27 protein-coding genes and 2 pseudogenes are annotated in these 19246 nt (G+C 60.3%); 23 read left to right on the top strand and 6 right to left on the bottom strand.

What is annotated here, in order from left to right; genetic code table 11:
* Window positions 1-97 precede the first annotated feature (97 nt).
* From FHW37_RS32675 to FHW37_RS32665, 3 genes and pseudogenes are all read left to right on the top strand, one after another.
* A pseudogene (locus FHW37_RS32675) lies at window positions 98-409 on the top strand (IS21 family transposase); the annotation flags it as partial.
* A complete protein-coding gene (gene istB, locus FHW37_RS32670; RefSeq protein WP_145643731.1) occupies window positions 399-1193 on the top strand; it encodes an IS21-like element helper ATPase IstB in 795 nt (264 codons plus the stop codon). The pseudogene FHW37_RS32675 and the gene istB, both read left to right, overlap by 11 nt.
* Before the next feature lie 76 nt (window positions 1194-1269).
* A complete protein-coding gene (locus FHW37_RS32665) occupies window positions 1270-1656 on the top strand; it encodes a hypothetical protein (protein WP_145643730.1) in 387 nt (128 codons plus the stop codon).
* Between the two features lie 61 nt (window positions 1657-1717).
* On the opposite strand, the gene FHW37_RS32660 is transcribed toward FHW37_RS32665, so the two are convergent.
* Window positions 1718-1903 (bottom strand): tautomerase family protein, encoded by a 186-nt coding sequence (locus FHW37_RS32660; protein ID WP_145643729.1) that lies wholly within the window; start codon window positions 1901-1903, stop codon window positions 1718-1720.
* Between the two features lie 119 nt (window positions 1904-2022).
* Between FHW37_RS32660 and FHW37_RS32655 the strand changes: the two are divergent.
* Both FHW37_RS32655 and FHW37_RS32650 read left to right on the top strand, forming a co-directional pair.
* Window positions 2023-2691, top strand: a pseudogene (locus FHW37_RS32655) (DDE-type integrase/transposase/recombinase); the annotation flags it as partial.
* Window positions 2692-2793: 102 nt separating this feature from the next.
* Complete coding sequence (locus FHW37_RS32650; RefSeq protein ID WP_145643739.1) at window positions 2794-2976, top strand: hypothetical protein; 183 nt, start codon at window positions 2794-2796, stop codon at window positions 2974-2976.
* 671 nt (window positions 2977-3647) lie between these two features.
* Here the strand turns inward: FHW37_RS32650 and FHW37_RS32640 are convergent.
* Together FHW37_RS32640 and FHW37_RS32635 are read right to left on the bottom strand one after the other, a co-directional pair.
* A complete protein-coding gene (locus FHW37_RS32640) occupies window positions 3648-4538 on the bottom strand; it encodes a hypothetical protein (protein ID WP_145643728.1) in 891 nt (296 codons plus the stop codon).
* 35 nt (window positions 4539-4573) lie between these two features.
* Window positions 4574-5170, bottom strand: coding sequence for an alpha/beta hydrolase (locus FHW37_RS32635; RefSeq protein WP_145643727.1), 597 nt, complete (start codon window positions 5168-5170; stop codon window positions 4574-4576).
* A gap of 270 nt (window positions 5171-5440) precedes the next feature.
* Between FHW37_RS32635 and FHW37_RS33875 the strand changes: the two genes are divergently transcribed.
* Genes FHW37_RS33875 through FHW37_RS32620 form a run of 4 tightly spaced genes read left to right on the top strand, consistent with a single transcriptional unit; the run spans window position 5441 to window position 6529 of the window.
* The gene (locus FHW37_RS33875) at window positions 5441-5611 is read left to right on the top strand and encodes a hypothetical protein (RefSeq protein WP_186458518.1); all 171 of its coding nucleotides are present in this window, start codon (window positions 5441-5443) and stop codon (window positions 5609-5611) included.
* Between the two features lie 22 nt (window positions 5612-5633).
* A complete protein-coding gene (locus FHW37_RS32630) occupies window positions 5634-5876 on the top strand; it encodes a helix-turn-helix domain-containing protein (protein ID WP_186458520.1) in 243 nt (80 codons plus the stop codon).
* 21 nt (window positions 5877-5897) lie between these two features.
* Window positions 5898-6158 (top strand): DUF2188 domain-containing protein, encoded by a 261-nt coding sequence (locus FHW37_RS32625; protein ID WP_145643726.1) that lies wholly within the window; start codon window positions 5898-5900, stop codon window positions 6156-6158.
* Window positions 6155-6529: a GFA family protein gene (locus FHW37_RS32620; protein WP_145643725.1), complete on the top strand. Its 375-nt coding sequence runs from the start codon at window positions 6155-6157 to the stop codon at window positions 6527-6529. The genes FHW37_RS32625 and FHW37_RS32620 overlap by 4 nt, the downstream gene beginning before the upstream one ends.
* Before the next feature lie 31 nt (window positions 6530-6560).
* Here FHW37_RS32620 and FHW37_RS32615 read toward each other — a convergent pair whose 3' ends face one another.
* Entirely contained in the window at window positions 6561-6965 is a 405-nt protein-coding gene (locus FHW37_RS32615) for a GFA family protein (RefSeq protein WP_145643724.1), read from the bottom strand.
* A 303-nt stretch (window positions 6966-7268) separates the two neighbouring features.
* Between FHW37_RS32615 and FHW37_RS32610 the strand changes: the two genes are divergently transcribed.
* The 4 genes from FHW37_RS32610 (at window position 7269) to FHW37_RS32595 (ending at window position 9717) form a co-directional block, all read left to right on the top strand.
* Window positions 7269-7799, top strand: a complete 531-nt coding sequence (locus tag FHW37_RS32610; protein WP_145643723.1) for a DUF4142 domain-containing protein — start codon at window positions 7269-7271, stop codon at window positions 7797-7799.
* Between the two features lie 39 nt (window positions 7800-7838).
* Window positions 7839-8408: a type 1 glutamine amidotransferase domain-containing protein gene (locus FHW37_RS32605; RefSeq protein WP_145643722.1), complete on the top strand. Its 570-nt coding sequence runs from the start codon at window positions 7839-7841 to the stop codon at window positions 8406-8408.
* Between the two features lie 62 nt (window positions 8409-8470).
* On the top strand, window positions 8471-9328 hold the full coding sequence (locus tag FHW37_RS32600; RefSeq protein WP_145643721.1) for an SDR family oxidoreductase: 858 nt from the start codon (window positions 8471-8473) through the stop codon (window positions 9326-9328).
* Window positions 9329-9363: 35 nt separating this feature from the next.
* Complete coding sequence (locus FHW37_RS32595; protein WP_145643720.1) at window positions 9364-9717, top strand: DUF3140 domain-containing protein; 354 nt, start codon at window positions 9364-9366, stop codon at window positions 9715-9717.
* Here the strand turns inward: FHW37_RS32595 and FHW37_RS32590 are convergent.
* Window positions 9680-10945, bottom strand: a complete 1266-nt coding sequence (locus tag FHW37_RS32590; protein ID WP_246691049.1) for an FAD-dependent monooxygenase — start codon at window positions 10943-10945, stop codon at window positions 9680-9682. The two genes, FHW37_RS32595 and FHW37_RS32590, sit on opposite strands and share 38 nt — an antisense overlap.
* A gap of 3 nt (window positions 10946-10948) precedes the next feature.
* Window positions 10949-11257 (bottom strand): hypothetical protein, encoded by a 309-nt coding sequence (locus FHW37_RS32585; protein WP_145643736.1) that lies wholly within the window; start codon window positions 11255-11257, stop codon window positions 10949-10951.
* 304 nt (window positions 11258-11561) lie between these two features.
* Here FHW37_RS32585 and FHW37_RS32580 point away from each other — a divergent pair, with 304 nt between their 5' ends.
* The 10 genes from FHW37_RS32580 (at window position 11562) to FHW37_RS32535 (ending at window position 19088) form a co-directional block, all read left to right on the top strand.
* Window positions 11562-12467, top strand: a complete 906-nt coding sequence (locus FHW37_RS32580; RefSeq protein WP_145643719.1) for a Ku protein — start codon at window positions 11562-11564, stop codon at window positions 12465-12467.
* 12 nt (window positions 12468-12479) lie between these two features.
* Complete coding sequence (locus FHW37_RS32575) at window positions 12480-13289, top strand: Ku protein (protein ID WP_145643718.1); 810 nt, start codon at window positions 12480-12482, stop codon at window positions 13287-13289.
* On the top strand, window positions 13289-13657 hold the full coding sequence (locus FHW37_RS32570) for a hypothetical protein (protein ID WP_145643717.1): 369 nt from the start codon (window positions 13289-13291) through the stop codon (window positions 13655-13657). The genes FHW37_RS32575 and FHW37_RS32570 overlap by 1 nt, the downstream gene beginning before the upstream one ends.
* Window positions 13638-13847: a hypothetical protein gene (locus tag FHW37_RS32565; protein WP_145643716.1), complete on the top strand. Its 210-nt coding sequence runs from the start codon at window positions 13638-13640 to the stop codon at window positions 13845-13847. The genes FHW37_RS32570 and FHW37_RS32565 overlap by 20 nt, the downstream gene beginning before the upstream one ends.
* Before the next feature lie 163 nt (window positions 13848-14010).
* Window positions 14011-14412: a DUF2177 family protein gene (locus tag FHW37_RS32560; RefSeq protein ID WP_145643735.1), complete on the top strand. Its 402-nt coding sequence runs from the start codon at window positions 14011-14013 to the stop codon at window positions 14410-14412.
* Between the two features lie 4 nt (window positions 14413-14416).
* Window positions 14417-14926 (top strand): metallophosphoesterase family protein, encoded by a 510-nt coding sequence (locus FHW37_RS32555; RefSeq protein ID WP_145643734.1) that lies wholly within the window; start codon window positions 14417-14419, stop codon window positions 14924-14926.
* Between the two features lie 186 nt (window positions 14927-15112).
* Window positions 15113-16459: an LLM class flavin-dependent oxidoreductase gene (locus tag FHW37_RS32550; RefSeq protein ID WP_145643715.1), complete on the top strand. Its 1347-nt coding sequence runs from the start codon at window positions 15113-15115 to the stop codon at window positions 16457-16459.
* A 13-nt stretch (window positions 16460-16472) separates the two neighbouring features.
* A complete protein-coding gene (locus FHW37_RS32545; RefSeq protein ID WP_145643714.1) occupies window positions 16473-17303 on the top strand; it encodes an ABC transporter permease in 831 nt (276 codons plus the stop codon).
* Window positions 17294-18040, top strand: coding sequence for an ABC transporter ATP-binding protein (locus FHW37_RS32540; protein WP_145643713.1), 747 nt, complete (start codon window positions 17294-17296; stop codon window positions 18038-18040). The genes FHW37_RS32545 and FHW37_RS32540 overlap by 10 nt, the downstream gene beginning before the upstream one ends.
* A 10-nt stretch (window positions 18041-18050) precedes the next feature.
* Window positions 18051-19088, top strand: coding sequence for an ABC transporter substrate-binding protein (locus FHW37_RS32535; RefSeq protein ID WP_145643712.1), 1038 nt, complete (start codon window positions 18051-18053; stop codon window positions 19086-19088).
* The last annotated feature ends 158 nt before the right edge of the window (window positions 19089-19246 follow it).

Genomic DNA, 19246 nt, shown 5'->3' with positions numbered 1-19246 from the left:
CAGCGACAATCAGCGTGATAACTTGATCCCGACCGCGACCTAAGAATCTCATCCAGATTGTCGCCCGCGTCTTATCCTGATTGCCGCGCTATAGCCCGCCTTACGCAAATTGCAGGACCAGATGCTTCGCCGCCCCGGCGGTGATCGTGAGATGGTCGACATTCTCGCTCTCGTTCTTCATCACGACGAGCAGGTCGTCGTCAGGGCTGTGGAACTGGCTCTGGATCAAGGCGTCGCGACCAAGATGCATGTGTTGAACCTGCTACATCGCCTGATAGATGGCAAGACGACTGACGACCCCGACATCGACACGCCACAGGCGCTGACCTTGCTGCGTGAACCTAAGGCCAATGTAGAACGCTACGATGGTTTGCGGGTCCGGATCGTGGGAGGTCGCCATGCGTCATGATCCTGCCAGCGCCGCCGTCGTCATCATGCTGCGTAGCCTCAAGATGTATGGCATGGCCCAAGCCGTCACGGACCTGATCGAGCAAGGAGCTCCAGCCTTCGATGCGGCCGTGCCGATCCTGTCCCAGTTGCTAAAAGCCGAGATGGCCGAGCGCGAGGTCCGCTCTATTGCCTATCATATGAAGGCTGCGCGCTTCCCTGCCTACAAGGACATCTCCGGCTACGACTTCGTCGCCAGCGAAATCAACGAGGCGACGGTGCGCCAACTGCATCGATGCGAGTTCATGGACGATGCGCATAACATTGTCCTCGTCGGCGGGCCGGGCACAGGAAAGACCCATATCGCGACTGCCCTCGGTGTTCAGGCTATCGAGCATCACCGCCGAAAAGTCCGCTTCTTCTCGACTATCGAATTGGTCAATGCGCTCGAGCAGGAGAAGGCAAAGGGCAAAGCAGGCCAGATTGCCGAGACGCTGGTCCGTCTCGATCTGCTGATCCTTGATGAACTCGGATATCTTCCGTTCAGTGCCTCAGGTGGAGCGCTGCTCTTCCACCTGCTGAGCAAGCTTTACGAGCGCACCAGCGTCGTCATCACCACAAACCTCAGCTTCAGCGAATGGGCCACGGTCTTCGGCGACGCCAAGATGACGACCGCTCTGCTCGATCGTCTCACCCACCGCTGCCACATCCTAGAAACCGGTAACGACAGCTTCCGCTTCAAGGCCAGCTCGGCCGCAGCAGCACAGAAGAGAGGAGAAAAGGCCAATCCCTTGACCAAAGCCTGATCAGAAAACCATACTCAGAAGTGGCTCACTTCTCGGTGGAAAAACCGGCTCAGTTCCGCGTGGAAACCAACACACCATGCTGAATGAAACCGCTCCCCGTGACGCCGACGCCGGTTCGTGCGATCTCGAACCCATCCACCGTCGGGGTTCCATCCAGCCACAGGGCGTTACCGACCCCAGCCTGAACGTTGTCGGCGCCGCCGGCGATAGCGGCCCTGCAATCCTCGGGCGTGTCGAGGTGGCCGTGCAGGGCAGCGATCTCTTCACCTTGGGAAAGTCCCCGGACAGTCCTCACCAGGGCGTTTCGGCAGAGCCCGGTGCGGTGCTGAACCCGCACGCCTCGTTTAAGGTGCGGACGGAAGAGGTCGGCCACAAGGCACGAGCCTCTCCATGTCGTCGTTTGTGTCCCTTCACCAAGATTGCTTGGTCCGTTCCGAGCATTGGCTTGCCGTCCTACCAATGATCGAGCTTCGGCACGGCGGCGTGTCGCTTCGACGCCGGCGGGCGTCTCTGGAAACTCGATATCAACGCTCGTCGAAAGGTATGCCGCCTTTCATCTTATCAGCGAGAGGAGCCTCAATTATCTGAACGGTGACCGCTCCCGGAGCTGCGCCGAATTCCTCGACTACCGCATCCGAAATCTTCTTCATCAATCTGACTTTTTGGTCGCGTGTTCGACCTGCCGCGCAAAACACATGAACTTCCGGCACTATGACTCTCCTATGTTGGCGACGGCACTGTAAGCAACTCGTCGGCGACGGCCAAGGCCAGCTGTTCAGTCCTACAAATGTGATGGCGTATCGTTGCCGCGATCACAGAGGGACACTCTATGGGCCAATTTCTTCACGTCAGCGCCCAGAGCACGCATGCCATTCGAGCAGAGTTACAGCGATCGAAAGCTCCAACCGCGGCGCTCGCGCGGCGATACGGCATCAACGAAAAAACGGTGAGGAAACGGCGATCTCGACCAGGCGTCGAGGATGATGCAATGGGTCCGAAGGAGCGCAGAAGTACGGTCTTGTCGGCTGTCGAAGAGGCCGGGATTGTTTCATTGCGAGCGGGCTCGGCTGCCACAAGACGACGTCTATATCGCTCTGAAAGATGTGATCCCACATTTGTCCCGTTCAAGCCTTCATCACTGTTTGCAACGCAACGATATCTCCCGCTTGCCAAAGTCGGATCGTGAAAACCCCAAGCGGTTCAAATCCTACGAGAACGGCTATTTCCATACCGATATTGCAGAGTTGCGATATGGGGCGGCAAGGCTTTCCTCTTCGTCGCAGTCGATCGCACGTCGAAGATCGTCATCGCCAGAACCTGTCGCAAGGCAACAAAGCTTAGGGCGGCCTGCTTCCTCAAGGCTTTGGTCAAGACAGTACCCTACAAAATCCACACAGTTCCCACCGATAACGGCATCCAACTCGTGCAGCATGACAGACGGACCGAACGTGGTTTCGTCGATCACATCTTCGGCGCCGTGTGCACACCTAATGCGCTGATCGGCTGGCGGCGGCGTATGAACTTCACCGGAGCCGCACAGGGAACATTTGGCGGCGGATGGCCATTTCCATATGCCGACCACTCGCGAAAGGAGATGAACATGAACAAGGACACGAAAGCGCAGCGCGCCATCGAGGAAACTGCCAAGACCCGTGCTCCTGTCGAGGATCATCCGGCTGCCGGCCCGCACGCGAAGGATCACTTGACCGACGAGAGCAAAACGCCGGGCGCAGGATCGCTTCCTGCCAAGGAAGAAGACAGCGTGTCGCCGGGCAGCGGCTGAACAGAAAAAGGGCGCTCGACCCGCTGGGGAGCGCCCAAACCATCCCAGCAACGTTTGCGGCGGAGGCCGAGGAGTGGTTGATGAGAATGTCGACCGAGTCGGGGTAGTTATGCAGGCGATACGTGAACGGAAGTGGAACGCACAGGGCGGATATCGGTCTCGATGCACAGGTTATGCACAGTGTAACCACAGCGTAAGTCGCTAATTTCATGGGCTTTTCGTTCTTGTCCCCATTGCACTCGTCGAAGGAGTTCATACCCCCCGAGACCGAATTGTGCAGGTGAGAGGTAGGATGCCGATCTCCATGAGCGCCAGGTGGCAGATCGCTCGGAGTCGTCGGGAAGCGGCCGGCGGACCTCAAAGGTGGCTTCGCGAGAATTCAGATCCGCTCGAGCGTCGTCTCGAGAACCGCGGCATTTGATAAGGTTAGCGACCGCGAAGCGTCGCGGTCGACTTCTCCAGATCTGAGCCCCGTTGACGTTCGTCCGGGCGGCCTGATCGTAACCGACAGAAAAGGCCGGGGCCAAATCGCACCGACCTTTCGTTCATCTTCCCATCCCCGCCGTTACATTCGTGGTCAAAGCCGGTAGACGACACATTGCGAGCGGCACTGTGTCAACCGCTTATCCGCAATGCCGATGGAGAACCTGTCGTGGCGCAATCTGTCGATATCAGGGCGAGGCGCCTGGGGCGTTGCGATGGCTCCGCCGCCGTTCCTTGGATTTCGCCGAACTTCTCGCAACACGCAGTTCGTCGCTCGTCGGCTGCCACCAGCCGCGGAGCCGCTCGTATTCCCCCGGCTCAGTGCGGGCCGGCCAGGTATGCACGAGTTCTTCGAGCGTCGCAGCCCGCCATCCCGCCCACACATATTCGTCGTCGGCATCCGGGTGCTGCTCGGCAATCTGGTCCGGGTCGACGAGTTCTCCCGTGATTTCGATGAAGACGATGATCCCATACGCGGCGGTGGCGACCGGCCGGTCAAGGGGCGGGAAATCGTCGCTGGGCACAGGCAGCCGCTTCTTTCGTCGCTCGGACGTGCGGCGCTTCGCCTTCGCCTCTTCCTCCGTTCCCTTGCGGGCTTCGGCGCGCTTGCGTCGTTCCTCCGGTTCCGCTCTTTTAGCGGCTTCCTCGATGACCTCCCATCGATGCTGGAGGTCGTCATACGAGGCGTATGGAACCTCCCAGACCTTGTCGTCGCCGTTCCAGCGGGCGAAGGGTATCTGCCGGAGTTCATCGACCAATATCCTTGAATACGGGGCACGGACCCGGAAGCCCGTCGGGATGACCTCAAGATAGGGAGAGAGGATCGGTTCGAATTCAAAGGCGTCGCGGCCACGTTCTTCTTCGTACGGCCTTCGCCGATCGGCTTCCGAGGCAAGCCATCTGTCGATGCGTTTCCGCGCTGTCTTGCCGGGGACGGTCCATGCCTGAAGGGTGTCCGACCAGCGGGCATTTGGGAAGACCTCCCTGAACCGGGCAACGGTCATCCGGTCGAAGGCGAAGGAAACCGTTTCCTCCGGCGGATCGGTTAGTTCGGTTTCACCGTGTTGGTCGTTGTTCATGATAGCAAAACGGCCGGGTGCTTCTCGAGTTTCGTCTACACGAGAAACTTCTGTAGGAAGTATAGCGCTTTTTGCGCGCCCGTGCTCGAAATGGTGTGTCCGACGCCCGGTTCGACATCGAGCTCGACCCTGAACCCGGCCGCACCCAACTGCGCCGCGGCGAGCGTCGAGGCCGCAGCAGGGATCGTCGTGTCAGCCTGCCCATGGACGAGCAGGATGGGCGTGCTTCTGCTCGCTGGCGAAATCGATTGAGGCGCAAGAAGTCCCGCAAAAGAAACGAGCGCGCCGACCTTCCACCGTCCAGAGGCGACGGCGTCTAGGGCGACGATGGCGCCCTGCGAGACGCCGACGAAGGCTATTTCGTCATGGCCGCCGGCAAATCCTTCGCGCTGCACGACGTCGTCCACCACTTCGTCGAAAGCTTCGCGAGCTGAACGAATCCGTACCGGGTCGAGCGGATTACCCTCGGTCGAGAACCATTGATGGCCCCGCCAGTGGTGCATGGGAGCGTCCGGCGCTGCGAACCCAGTGTTCGGCAGGCTCGCCCGCCATGACGAGGCCAGCGGCATGAGTTGAGCGCCGGAGGCTCCAATGCCGTGCAGGAAGATGACAAGGTGGTCGCGAGATGACATGACGATCCTGGCAGGTACGAATTGGCCAGACGGCGCTCGACCTCGAAAAAGGCAGCGACCGTCTCACCCGCGCGCCAGCCGTCACGCATACGCCGGCGGATGCCGCTGCGGATGCTCGCGCGATGATGGGTGGCCCACAACAAATGGGGTGGCCGCGATCGACACGCAAGGACTGCCGACCGCCCGTACGCTATCGGACGCGACCGCTCGACACGTTGAACGCTGTCCGCAATCCTTCCACATACGAGGAAAAACCCAAGGATATTTGCCATGGTAAGCAGGATCAGACGAACTCCGACCGCGCAGGAGCGCGCGGCGGCTTTCGAACACACGAATAAGATGGCCATCGAGGCCGCGGAAGAGGAGCGTCGCCACCGCGAGCAAAAGAGCGAGCGCCTCCGGAAGCTGATGTTTGCGGCGTCAAACCCGTCGTCGAAATGAACCCTCTGCGGAACTTGCTCGCATGGGGCACGTTCATCGCAGCACATTGGAGATCAATATGGATCAGATCAAATTTGAAGATGCGCCGACCGGCGCCGAAACTCGGACCGGCGTCAGCGTTCGGATTGCGCGCATAGCAAAAGGTTACAGTCTGGAAGACCTCGCGATCGCAACCGGCCTCACCGAGGCGGAGATTTTGGCGGTCGAGGATGGCTTAACTGTCGACGCCCATCACGTCCAGCGCATCGAGCACGCCCTTTCTTGAACTCAAGCGGAGAAAAATCTCATGACGAAAGTCACCTATCATGTCGGCGAACACGACGGCGGCTTCGCGTATCGGCTTGGCGACGTGTGGTCTGAATCCTTTCCCGATCACGATGCCGCGCTGGCCGCGGCCAGATCTGCGGCGGAGCGACAGCATCTTGAAGGCCGCGATGCCGAAATCTCCTTCCAGCTCGCCGACGGCCGCTGGCAGACCGAGCACGCGTCGGGCGGAGACCGCCCGGAGACTGACGTGGTAGATGACCGTGCGGAGAAGTCGCCATGACGACACTGTTGGGATCCTGCTCCTGCGGCGAGGTGAAGGTCGCAGTGCGCGGCGAGCCCTCGCGGGTCGGAATCTGCCATTGCGCGGACTGTCGTCAGGAAAGTGGTTCGGCGTTCACGTTCTTCGCTGTCTGGCCGGCCAATCGGTTCGAAACGAAAGGGGACACGCGCGAATTCGCTGGGCGGTCGTTCTGCCCGAAATGCGGGTCGCGACTTTTCTCGACCGACGGACGCGAGGCAGAGATCAAAGTGGGTATCCTGTCCGAAGCGCCGACGCGACTGATGCCGACGTACGAGCTTTGGGTAAAGCGCCGCGAAGATTGGCTTTCCCCGATCGACGGTGCCGAACAGTTCGACGAGGATCGAATCTGATCGGCTTGGAGCCGAACGTATAGGGCATCAATTAGTCCGCGTCCCGTCTTGGAAGATCGCCTAAGTTCTGAGACCACGGAAGCTCGGACGAACACCATATTTGAGATTGCGGACGGAGACGTCTTCTCTGGTTCACCGTCCCTAGCCTGATCCCGACCTGATGGGTGTCCTCATCCTGCCCGGTCGCATAGATCGGAGAGCCGCAATTTGGACAGAAGAACTGGTTGCGACGCCGGCCGTTGTCGGCGATCTTCACGTAGAGCTTCGGTTCTCCCGTGGTGATCTGAAATCGGTCCGCCCGCGCACTCACCGTCACCCGGTACGCGCTGCCTGTCAGCCGTTGACAATCCGTGCAGTGGCAGATCGAGACGTTATCAGGGTCAACTTCGGCATCGTATGTGATCTGCCCGCACTGGCAGGCGCCATCGATGTGCATATGCCTCTCCCAGGGTTCGTCACACCGACGCCATGGCCGCTTGACTGTGGGTCACACCTGCTGCCCTAGTGCGTCCAAATAATCATTAGGAACGGCGGTCGGCCTATCCTTCTGGCCGGCCTTCCGTCCCTGCATGCGGAGAGAAGCGGTCTGCATGATCTTGTCGCGGTCTATTTGAACCATCCTTGTGTAGCGTTTTAACACCGAGACAAGAAGAGAGTTCCACGCGCCAATTCCAGCTTGGAACTTTGACACCGCACGGAGGTTCTGGATGGGCAACCCGCCCAACGGAGCTCTACCCCCATGAAGAATGCAATCGCCGTCGCAGGCCTCGCCCTCCTTTTCGCCTCGCCTGTACTCGCTCAGTCGGCCGCGGAAAAGACAGGCGTCAATTCTGTGCTCGGTGTCGCCCCGAAGACCGAAGACTTTGTCGCAGAAGCGGCCACCAGCGACATGTTCGAAATCGAATCCAGCAAGCTTGCTCTCGAGCGGTCTGACGCCGCCACCAAGACCTTCGCGCAGCAGATGATCGCCGACCACGAAAAGACGACCGGCGAACTTAAAGGGCTGGTGTCGAGCGGGAAGGTGAAGGCGACCATCCCGGCTGCGATGACGTCTTCCCAGCAGGACATGCTCGACAAGCTCAAGGGACTGCAGGGGGACGACTTTACCAAGCAGTATCATTCCGATCAGCAGTCGGCCCACGAAGACGCCGTCGACCTGTTCAAGCGTTACGGAGACGGCGGCGACAATGCCGACCTGAAGGCCTGGGCGGCAGCAACGCGTCCCGCCCTTGAGCACCACCTGCAGATGGCGACCGACCTCAACAGGTGATCGACCGGTTCGACCGCAATAATTACAGGAGAAACACCGATGACATTGCAAGGTAAGACGATAGCGATTCTGATCGCGCCGCGCGGCACCGAAGAGCCTGAGTTCGTCGAGCCAAAGAAGGCGGTAGAAGACGCCGGCGCGACTGTGGTCGTTGTTGGCCTTGAGGCTGGCGAGGCTCAGGCGGTCAATCACGACCTCGATCCGGGTTCGAGTTTTTCCGTCGACAAGGCGATCGCCGATGTGTCGGCATCGGACTTTGACGGGCTGGTCATTCCAGGTGGAAGTGTCGGCGCGGACAAGCTGCGTGGTGACGAAAAGGTCGTTTCTTTCGTCCACGACTTCTTCGCCCAGGAAAAGCCGGTGGGCGTCATTTGCCACGGCCCATGGGTCCTCGTCGAGGCCAATGTCGTTAAGGGCCGCACGCTGACCTCCTATCCCACCGTGTCGACCGACATCCGCAATGCCGGCGGAACCTGGGTGGATCAGGAGGTCGTCACTGACAAGGGTCTGGTTACAAGCCGTAACCCGAATGATCTGCCCGCCTTCTGCGCGAAGATCGTCGAAGAGTTCGCCGAGGGACGGCACCCTGCGCAAGCCCGTAGCGCCTGATTGATCGCCGGACGGTTCTCATCGTCCGGCGACAAATTCGAAACGCAAAAGGAGATTGAGACGTGAACGAGTATCCCACCCCGCCATTCGAAACACCGCGCCAGCCCATGCCCGGCACGACGAACGCGATGTCGCCGCGTCCCGACCACGGCGAGGAAACATACCGCGGATCGGGTCGGCTGGCTGGCAAGAGGGCCGTGATCACGGGCGGCGACAGCGGGATCGGCCGCGCAGTGGCGATCGCCTTTGCACGGGAGGGAGCGGACGTTCTCATTTCCTATCTCGACGAAGACAGCGATGCCGAACAGACGCAGTCCTGGGTCGAGAAGGCTGGGAGAAAGGCCGTGTTGGTTCCTGGCAATATCCAAAGTGCCGATCACTGCCGCCACATCATCGACACCGCGGTAGCAGAACTGGGAGGCATCGACATTCTGGTCAACAATGCAGCACACCAGGCAAGCTTCTCCGATATCGGCGACATCAGTGACGAGGAATGGGAAATGACGTTCCAGACGAACATCCACGCGATGTTCTATCTGACGAAGGCTGCGGTCGCACATATGAAGCCAGGCGGTGCGATCATCAACACGACGTCGATCAATGCGGACAGCCCAAGCCCTCATCTGCTCGCTTATGCCACGACCAAAGGCGCAATCCAGAACTTCACCGCGGGTCTCGCACAGATGCTCGCCGATAAAGGAATTCGTGCGAATGCGGTTGCGCCTGGTCCGATCTGGACGCCGCTCATTCCGTCGACAATGCCCGACGAAAACGTCAGAAACTTCGGCAAGCAGGTCCCGATGCAACGTCCTGGGCAACCGGCCGAACTGGCGACCGCATACGTGATGCTGGCCGATCCGATGTCGAGTTACGTTTCCGGGGCGACCATCGCCGTCACTGGCGGCAAGCCCATCATCTGATGGATCGCACGTCAGCTTTGGCAGTGGAGGACGATATGAGTGATCGTAAAGAGGCGGAACACGCAAAGATCTGGCTGGAGTTCGGCGAGGCCGTCAACATGACACCGGCTGCACTCGAAAAATGGCTCCATTCCGAAGAGAGCCGCGAGAACGGCTTTCAGGAGAAAGGTGGCCGCGAGACGATCGGCCATCATTCCGGTCGCAGGATCGTCGAGATCAAGAACAAGAAGAAGGCCGAGCGGACGGACGGCGACTATGCGCACATGCAAAAGGTCATTGGCTATGTCCACCGCCATCTAGCACAAGGCGGTCCCGAGAAAGACAAGGCGCATTCTGCTTGGCGATACTCGCTCATGAACTGGGGCCACGACCCGCTGAAGAAGCACTAGGCCTTAGGATTAGCGGCACCGCCTCATATTCCGGCAGGTCGATATCATCCGCGCTTGTCGCGAACACCTTCACAGCAAGCTGCTTGACGCCGGGCGTCGACGCAACACGAAGAACGGCACGCTGGAGGGCGACGCCGAAGCGGGTCTGAGGCTGCAGCATTTTCGGTGCGATCTTCGGGACGCCCTGCCCCTTCTCTACGAACGGCCGCATAATGTTCTCGTACCGGCGGAGTGCCGTGGACAGATCGGTCGCGTGGGCAAGCTCGCCGGCAAGCACGTAAGCTCCAACGATCGCAAGCGTTGTGCCGACGCCAGCAATAGGTGTCGCGCACCACGCGGCGTCACCGGTCAGGATCACCCTGCCCTTCGACCAGCGATCCATTTTCACTTGGCGCAGGACATCGAAATAGAGATCGTCGGTCGCCTCAAGTCCCTTGAGCACGCGCCCGGCCTCCCATCCGGCATCTGTGAAGCGTTCCCGCAAGAATGCCTCCTGCTCTTCATTAGAGAGCGCCTCGTCGCCGTCCGCTTCCTTCTGCACGACAAGGATTGCACGCGTCGTTCCGCGGTTGTCCGGACGCAACCAGATGCTCCGGCCCTCGCCTGCAGTGAAGATGCGGCAGTGGTCGGTATCGCCTGAACCCTTGGGGATGGTGAAGTAGCCCATAGTCACGTCGAGCCACCGCGGCTCGTTTTCGTCTTTGAAAACCAGTTCACGGGTGGACGAGCCGACACCCTCGGCGACGATGACGTGATCGTATTCGGCTTGCTGGCCGCTGGCGAAAGTGACGGACACCTTTTGACCATCGTCAACGACGGAATTGATGCTGTCGTCGAACCGAAAATGGACGGCGTCCGCACAGGCGTCGAAAAGGATGCAAGCGAGGTCACCACGAAGGATTTCGAGCTCGGCGGTCGGTCCGTCCGATCCTGTCTCGTCGACGTCGAACTGGGCGATAGTGTCGTCATTCTCGTTGACGAAGCGGATACCGGTCTCGCCAGTGCCACTCTCGGCGACGGCGTCCTCAAGTCCCATCATCGCGAGAACCTTGCGCCCCGCTCCGCGTACATCGATGTTCTGTCCGCCGTCGCGAAACTGCGGATGCCGCTCGACGACCGTGACCTCGAAGCCTCGCCGCGACAGCCACCATGCCAGCGCGTTTCCGGCGACGCTCGCCCCGGTGATCAGGATTCGGCGAAGGGGCATCCTATCGTCAGCGTTCGTCATCGCTCATTTGCTCGATACACGCATCGCGCCCAGGTCTCCGAAGATTCGGTTGACCTTCGGAAGCTGAGCAGCGGCGATGTCGACTGAGACTTCGACCTCGCCCGCGAGTGGCGCATCATCTCGCGAGCCGTCGCCATTCGAGACATCGCCGCCGGAGACCCTCGATCCGGACGTGTTCGCGACCGTCGCCGATTGGACGAAGACGTCCGGCCTGGAAATCCCGAGTTGCTGTACGAGATGCTCGATTGCAAGGTCAGCGGCTTCCCGCGTCTCGAAATTTGCGCGGACGGTGATCGTGCTGTCATCTGCCATTATTTGTTTCCCGTGGTTTCGACCACGACGAAACGAACAGCGCGCGCAGTTGTTGCGAATTTTTTTCGACTGCTCGATATCGTTCAAGGAGACGCGGATTTCACCGTTTCGACACCCCGCGACCATTTCCATCGTGCTCCGCTCCTATTCGCCACGATAAAGAGCGCAGGTTGCTCAGCCGGATCTCATGAATCAATCTCTGAACGCGGATTCCTAAGTCATTGAAATTTGATTCGTTTCGACTCGGAACGAATCATCTTCTCGCACCTTTGAGTCGCCATCCAGATGATTCGGAGTAACGCGTATGGCAGGGCATCGTGCACAATGGAAAGGGTTCCTGAAGGTCGGGGAGGTAAGCTGCGGGGTCGCGCTCTACACGGCCGCCTCGACGTCGGACCGCATCTCCTTCAACACCATCAACATAGCGACCGGAAATCGGGTCAACCGGATCTTCGTCGACAGCGAAACCGAGGAGCCGGTGCCGAAGGAAGACCAGGTCAAGGGCTTCGAGCTTGAGAACGGACGATATGTGCTGATCAGTCCCGAAGAGATTGCCGCAGCCGTTCCCGAGAGCAACAAGACGCTCGAGATCGACGCGTTCATCCCGTGCAGCGCAGTCGACGACGTCTATTTCGACAAGCCCTACTACCTGACCCCGGACAGGACCTCCGGCGATGCGTTCGCGGTTCTTCGTGACGGCATGAAGGCCGACAAGGTCGCGGCAATCGCGCGGACGGTCCTTTTCCGCCGGATGCGAACCGTCCTCATTCGTCCGCATCACAAGGGATTGATCGCGACGACACTGCAGTACGATTACGAGGTCCGCTCTTCGAAAAAGGCATTCGAGCGCGTGCCGAAGGTCAAGATCGAAGGCGAGATGCTTGATCTCGCGAAGCACATCATCTCCACCAAGATCGGAGAGTTCGATCCTGCAAGCTTCGACGACCGGTATGAGGAGGCGCTGGCCGAGCTGGTCAAGGCGAAGGTCGAAGGCAAGTCGATCCCGAAACGGAAAAAGGTCGAGGTCTCGCAGCCGAACGATTTGCTTGCCGCGCTGCGCGAGAGCGCTGGGATCGCAAGGAAGTCCGACGACAAACCGAACCGCACTGCTGCCAATGCCAACAAGGGCACGGGCCGGCAGCGCGCAGCGCGCGGGGTGGCCGGGAAGTCCGCCGCTTCCAAGGCCGCCCCGCAGCGCAAGGCCGGATAAGGAGGACAAGACATGGCACTCCGGCCTTATTGGAAGGGCTACCTCAAGCTCTCGCTCGTCACCTGCCCGGTTGAAATGACGCCAGCGACATCGGAATCGGAAAAGGTCCGGTTCCACACCATCAACGAGAAGACGGGCAACCGGGTCATGTCCCAGTATGTCGACTCAGTCACGGGCAAGCCAGTCCGTGACGACAAGCAGGGCAAGGGATACGCCCGAGGTGAAAACGACTACGTGGTGCTGACTGAGGACGAGATCGACGCCGTCGCCCTCGATACCGTCAAGACGATCGACATCTCCCGCTTCGTGCCGGCCGACAGCATCCCATGGATCTATCTTGAAAAGCCCCACTTCTTGACGCCCGGCGACAAGGTGGGTGACGAGGCGTTCTCGGTCATCCGCGAAGCCATGAAGGCCTCCGACGTGGTCGGGGTCTCGAAGCTTGTCGTCGGCCGACGGGAACGCGCGATTGTGCTCGAGCCGCGCGACAATGGTATCGTGCTCTGGACCTTGAGATTTGGCGACGAGGTGCGGCCCGAAAACGATTACTTCGAAGATATCGACGACGAGGCTGACGACGATGCCATGCCCCTGGTGCGGAAGCTGATCAAGCAGAAGACGAAAGCCTGGTCGCCGAAAATGGTCAGCGATCCGATCCAGGAAGCGCTGCTGGCGCTTATCGACGAGAAAAAGAAGTCGCTCAAGCCTGTGAAGAAGACCAAAGCGAAGAAGGACGAGGCTGCCCCTTCCAACGTCGTGAACATCATGGACGTGTTGAGGAAGAGCCTCGAGCAGGATCAGAAAAAGAAAAAGGCAAGCTGATGGAACACCTGAGAGAATTCGAAATCTGCGAGCCGGAGCCCTTCATCTATTTCGAGAACGGCCAATTCGCTATCACAGATGGTTCGACCGTCTACCAGGTGATCGTCACCTGCGAGGCGATGAGGGCGACCGCGCCGCCGCCGGAGAAGTCGCTTCGCCGGCTGGTACGCTACCTCGGATACTATCGCCACCTGGCTGCCGCCGCGATCCGCCGTGGTGAGGACGTCGGCGAGAAAGTGTGGGTGAACGAAGCAATGGTGCGGTCGTCACCTCTTCCGCAGCTCGCCGCATCCGGCCAAAGCCGTCCTGAGCGTCGCTCGACGCCTCTCGCAGGGAAGGATACTGGACATGCCGCGCATCCTGCATGAGTACAAGGGTTATCGGAGAGCGATCTACAGCCCGAACGACCACTTCGCCGTCATCTGCCCGCCGGGAAGCAACCGGGTGATTGACCTCAAAGAGAGGCAGCCGCGGGCCACTGTCGTCGAAGGACCCCTGGTCTGCCTGGAGCGGGCGCAGGCCCTCGTTGAAGGCCTTCCTGCAGGATTTGATGGGTAACGCCACCCCCTTTGGGGACGCCTCCGGCTACGGCCATGCCCATCACGAAAGCGCCCTTCACGGTCTCGCTTTCAAGCGCGGTGCGAACCGACCGGCGTTTTCCGGAACAAGGTCGGCATCTGCGCGGTTCAAGCTCGACGCCGCACACAAGGAGAGCAGCCACATGAAGACGATGGGCATCGCATATGCCGGGACTTTGATCTCATTCCTGTTGATCGACGCCGTCTGGCTCGGTCTCGTTGCCAAAACCTTCTACCAGCGCCAGCTCGGCGACATGATGCTCCCCTCCCCGAATTTGGGCGTCGCCGCAATATTCTACCTGTTTTTCGCCATCGCAATCGTCATGCTTGCGGTTCGTGCGGGTCTCGACGCCGGCTCGATGTGGACGACCGTGGGATATGCGGCGGTTCTTGGGCTGGCAGCTTATGGCACCTACGACATGACAAACCTGGCGACGCTCAAGAACTGGCCGATCACGATGACAATCGCCGATCTGATCTGGGGCACCGTTCTCACGAGCTTAGCCGGTGCCTGCGGACACGCTGCGGCCCGGTATTTTGGCTAGAAGCATGATCTTCTTCACGGGCGACACGCATTTCGGCGATCCTCGAGTGCTTCGGATCGATCGGCGTCCATTTCCCGACATGGCGGAACACGACACGGCGCTCATCCGCAATTGGAACGAGGTCGTCGGGAAGGAGGACGACGTCTGGCATCTTGGCGACTTCATGTCCGCGAAGGCTGGCGATTGCACGGAGCTGCTCTTCACATTGCATGGCCGTAAGCATTTGATCGTTGGCAACAACGATCCGGAGACGACGACGGGTTCCGAAGCCTGGACGAGCGTCCAGCACTATATGGAACTTCGCGAGGACGGCCATCATCTTATCTTGTGCCACTACGCGTTCCGCACCTGGAACCAGATGGGCAAGGGTTCGATCAACCTTCACGGCCATTCCCACGGACGTCTCAAGCCCGTGCCCCGGCAGTTCGACGTCGGCATCGACGCTCGGGGACTTCGACCCGTCTCTCTGGCAGAAATTCTCGAGAGCAGGAAAAGCCGAAAGGCTGACACATAGAGCATTCGCCTAGGCGCCATCATATTCAAGGCGAGGAATTTCCGAGAAGGAAATGAAATTCATATATGCCGTGCTGAGCGGCTCTCCATAGTCATATTTTCTACACAACAGGAAACAGTCGAAATAAACTTGCCTCGTAATGTCTATTAAATCTGTCGAGTATTGAGACATTGACAGGAGATAGACATGTCCAAGCGCCGACAGCTTCACTTGAACGCATTTCTTCGAAACGTCGGGCAGCATGAGGCTGCATGGCGTCTTCCGGAGACACGGATCGCATCGGTCACCGACATCCAGCACTATCGAAACCTTGCGAAGATCGCCGAAAAAGGCAGGCTCGACGCCATCTTCTTCGCCGACCATCCCGTCCTCAAGGACCGCGCGCAGGACCGTCCCTGGGATTCTCTCGATCCCTTCACCCTGATTGCGGCATTGTCTGGCGTCACCGAGCGCATCGGCCTCGTGGCTACCGCGTCGACCACTTACAACGATCCTTACGGACTTGCCCGGCGCTTCGCCACGCTCGACCACGTCAGCCGTGGCCGCGCTGCCTGGAATGCGGTTACGACCGCGAACGCGGCCGCAGCCGCCAACTTCAGTCTCGGCCATCACCCGGACCCCGACGCCCGATACGAGAGGGCAGCCGAGTTTCTCGACATCGTCAACCGCCTCTGGGACAGCTGGGACGACGACGCCATCGTGGGAGACAAGGATGGTGGAACCTTCGTCGATCCAAACGGGATCCACCGTCTTGACCATCATGGAAAGCATTTCGACGTCGCGGGCCCGCTCGAGGTGCCGAGGTCGCCGCAGGGCCGTCCCGTCGTCTTCCAGGCAGGCTCTTCGGAGCCCGGCAAGGATCTGGCGGCCCGATTTGCGGAAGCGATCTTTACCGCGCAGCCCGTCCTCGACGAGGCGCAGGCATTTTATGCCGACGTGAAATCGCGGGTCCGTGCCTACGGACGCGATCCCGCAAGGGTTCATATCCTGCCGGGGCTGTCGACGTTCATCGGGGGCACTGAGGCAGAAGCGAAAGAGCTTCAGGAGACGTTTGAGAACCTGACCCTCCCGACCTATGGTCTCGCTCAACTTCAAAGGGTGACCGGGATCGATTACTCGTCGCATGATCTCGACGACGTGGTGCGTGTTCCGTCCCGCGGCGAAGTCGCAAGCGACATGAAGAGCCGCCACGATCTGGTCCACCACCTCACTTCGACGGAGACGGTCACGCTGAGGCAGCTTCTCCGCCGTCTCAGTGCTGGCCGCGGCCATCGGATCGCGACAGGCACGCCGGACCAGATAGCCGAGACCATCATCCACTGGTTCGAGAACGGCGCCGCGGACGGCTTCAACCTCATCCCGCCTGCTCTTCCGACATCTCTCGAATCGTTTGTTGAACATGTCGTTCCGATCCTCCAGAGGCGCGGGGTTTTCCGTACCGAATACGAAGGAACGACGCTCCGCGAGCATCTCGGTCTCGACCGTCCGAACGTGACGCGGGCGTCGCGCCCGTTCGTCGCCGCCGCCGAATGACGGGGGCGTTCGAATGACGCTCGTTTCCCATTTCACCCCCGCACGCGAGAATGCGAGCACGTCTGCGCAAAAGACTTCGCGAACGACGAGGCTTCTCCCCCGCCATCCTATCGCCGGACAGCGCATTCTCGGACCTGTCCTCGTCCTGGCAGCTTGGTGGATTTCCACCTCCCTTGGGTGGATATCCCCTGGAAAGCTGCCCGGACCGACCGCTGTCTACGAGGCATTCATCGGAACGCTGAGCGACGGAACGCTTGCTTCCGATCTCGGCATCTCCCTGCAGCGCACAGGTCTCGGCATCGTCATCGGCGTCGCGGCGGGATCGATCCTAGCGATCCTTGCTGGTCTTTCCCGGATCGGCGACTCCATCATCGACGGCAACGTCCAGGTGAAGCGGGCAATTCCAAACCTCGCGCTTATCCCCCTCTTCATCATCTGGCTCGGGATCGGCGAGTCGATGAAGGTCATCATCATCGCACTCGGCGTCCTGATCCCGATCTATATCAACATGCACGCGGCACTCACCAGCATCGACCGGCGCTATGTCGAGCTGGGGCAGACCGTCTCCCTGTCGAGAAGCAGGTTCCTGCGCGACATCGTCATCCCGGCCTCCCTCCCCGGCTTCTTCACTGGACTGAGGCTCGGCGTCACGGCTGCATGGACGGCACTCGTCGTCGTCGAGACGATCAACGCGACCAGCGGCGTCGGCTACATGATCACGCAGGCCCGCACCTACGGCCAGACAGAACTCGTCCTGCTCGGTCTCGTCATCTACGGCGTGCTGGGCTTCACCTCGGACGCGGTCGTCCGCGTCGTCGAACGAAAGGTTCTGTCATGGCGGTAGTCGCACGCATCAGAAATGAAGGTGCTCCACGCCGCGAGACGGTCGTCCGCGTCGAACGTCTGGTACGGCGTTTCAACGGCAACGAAGTGCTGCACGGCGTCGACTTGACGATCGGCAAAGGCGAGTTCGTCGCCCTTCTGGGCAAGAGCGGTTCCGGCAAGAGCACGATCTTGAGGGCCATCGCGGGACTGGACGAAGGCGTGGATGGATCAGGAACGATCACCGTTCCTGATCGCCGATCGGTGCTCTTCCAAGATTCGAGGCTGCTTCCGTGGAAGAGCGTCGTCGACAACGTCACGCTCGGGCTCGACGGCGCGAGACTAGACGCACTGCAAGCGCTGGAGGAGGTGGAACTCCAGCACAGGACCGACGTCTGGCCGAAGACCCTGTCCGGAGGCGAGCAGCAGCGTGTCGCCCTTGCCCGGTCCCTCGTTCGCAATCCCGATCTCATTCTTGCAGACGAGCCGTTCAGCGCGCTCGACGCCCTCACCCGCATCCGGATGCAGCGGCTGCTTCTCGATCTGGTCAGGCGTCGCCAGCCTGCCGTGCTCTTCGTCACCCATGACGTCGAGGAGGCGCTCCGGCTGGCGGACCGCGTGGTGATCATCACGAACGGGGTCGCCTCCTACGACGAGCAGGTCGGAGAGGCCAGGGCATTGCCCGCCAGGTTCGACGAACTGCGAACCCAAATTCTCGGGCACCTCGGCGTGAACGACGACCCCAACCACAGGCTTTGAAAGGCATCCCATGCGCAAGAAACACGCGGTCGCTGCCGCCGGTGCGGCAGCCCTCTTCTCCTTCTTCCTCACGAACGGTGCGTTCGCGGAAGACCCGTCCCTTCCAACGAAGGTTCCACCCGGCACAAAGATCGTGCTGGCGGACGATGCCAACAATGCGGCCAGCCTCCTGAAGCTCTCGGGGGAATACGACAAGCTCGCCGCCGACGTGAGTTTCGCCAACTTCACGAGCGGCCCGCTTCGCCTCGAGGCAATCCGCGCCGGTGCCGCTCAGATCGGCGCGGTCGGCGACGTACCGCCGATCCTCGCGCACTTCTCCGACGCGAATGTCGTCATCGTGGGTGTTGTCGTTACCGAGGGGCCGTCGACCATCGTCGCGACGGCACCGGAATCCGGTATCAAAGAGCTGAAGGACCTCAAGGGCAAGAAGGTCGGCATCAATCCGGGCACGGCGCAGCAGGCAATCATATTCCGCGATCTGAAGGCGGCTGGATTGAAGGCGGACGACATCAAGCCGATCAATCTGGGTCTCGCGGAATTCGCGGACGCGCTCCGCTCCGGCCAGATCGATGCCGCCGTTCTGAAGCAGCCTGATCGCGCACGCTATCTGAAGTCCGTCGCCGGAACTGGCGCGAAGGAACTCGACAACGGCGGCGACGCGAACAGGAACCTGAAGATCATCTACGCCAGCAAGACCGCACTGGACAACCCGGCCCAGGCCGCGGCGATCCGCGACTTTGTTGTCCACTGGTATCGGGCCTCGCTCTGGAAGAACGATCACAAGGACGTCTGGAAGGCCGGCTATCTCGTCAAGGACCAGCGCCTGAGTTCGGAGGATGCGGACGTCGTCAACGCGGCGGAAAAGCGTTCGTACATTCCGAAATGGGCGGGCGACATCATTCCCCGGCAGCAGGAGACCATCGACATCCTGCAGGCGGCAGGCAGCTTCAAGGGCAAGACCTTGAAGGCGGAAGACGAGTTCGATCCGCGCTTCGAAGGACTGGATGAAAAGAGCAAGTCGGCGGGCGAACTGCATACCGACGGCTGAATCGGTTCGCGGAGCCGTGGGCTGGCACCTTCGAAAGGCGGCGCCGCTTGGGTATTGAAGTCGAGCTCAAAGCTTGCGGCAAGATCGACATTGAACTCCGCGGTCTTGCGGAACGGAAATACGCCGAGAGGTCCGTCGATCGCTACGGCGGGCGAGTG

This window comes from Neorhizobium alkalisoli (assembly GCF_007829835.1).
GTDB lineage: Bacteria > Pseudomonadota > Alphaproteobacteria > Rhizobiales > Rhizobiaceae > Neorhizobium.
This window is presented reverse-complemented; position numbering and strand designations above follow the sequence as displayed.